The 899-nt window shown below is 73.1% G+C and carries 1 pseudogene; it reads right to left on the bottom strand.

What is annotated here, in order from left to right:
* Positions 1 to 76: 76 nt before the first annotated feature.
* A pseudogene (locus tag UN64_RS21730) lies at positions 77 to 899 on the bottom strand (IS21-like element ISMlu14 family transposase); the annotation flags it as partial.

Raw genomic sequence — 899 nt, 5'->3', positions numbered from 1 at the left:
GGCATCTTCAGCTGCCGCAACAGCGCCTCCAAATCGGCCGGCAGCGCCGGTGCGGCGGTGTTCGGGGTGTGGATGCTCACCGGGCTGCCCCCTCGGTGTTGGAGGTACCGAGGCCGGCCCAGCCGGCGGTGCCCTGGGTCAGGGACCGTTCCTCGGTGGCGGTGTGCATCCCGGTGCGGTGGCCGGCGGCGGTGAGCAGGGAGGCCAGGTCGCCGTGGGCGAAGCGCTGGTGCACCGCGGCCACCCCGAGGGCGCGGTCGACCTGGTCGGTGCCGGCGAGCTTGGCCAGGGTGACGGCCTCGGCCATCTTCTGACCGATCCGGCTGGTGCCCGCCGCGGCGGCCTCCACCAGCCAGGTCCTCGCTCCGGCCCCGATGCCCAGGAACTCGGCCTCCGCCGCCGAACGGGGCACCGGGGTGTAGTCCCCGGGCACCTTGTCCGTCTCGTGGCCGGGGAAGTGCGCGTCGTCGATGGCCGGGGACCCGGGCCGGGCCACCCGGTGCCGGGCGACCTCCACCGGCCCCTGCGCACCGGCGTGCATGATCACCACCATCGAGTCCGGTCCGGTGCCGTGATGGCGCACGAACACCTCGGCCCCGAGCAGGTGCGCGGGCACCGAGTACTGGGCGTTTTCGAAGGAGACCATCGGCGTGTTCTCCGGCACCTTCCGTCCCACCCCGTAGGCCACGGTGTGCGCCGTGGCGGGGATCCGATGCAACGCGCTGGTCTCCTCGGCGAGCATGTGGTCCGGGCGGCGCCGGGTCACCCGGTGCTCCCGGGAGTTCACCATGGCCATGAACCCCGCGCAGGCGGCCTCGAGCTCAGCGAACGAGGCGTACTGGTCCCGCAGGTTGGTGTCCTTCGGGACCAGGTCGGCCTTGGCCAGCTTCACCGCGTTC

The organism is Fictibacillus arsenicus (genome assembly GCF_001999465.1).
Classification (GTDB): domain Bacteria; phylum Bacillota; class Bacilli; order Bacillales; family Fictibacillaceae; genus Fictibacillus; species Fictibacillus arsenicus.
The sequence above is the reverse complement of the archived record's forward strand: the minus strand, read 5'-3'. Positions and strand labels throughout refer to the sequence as shown.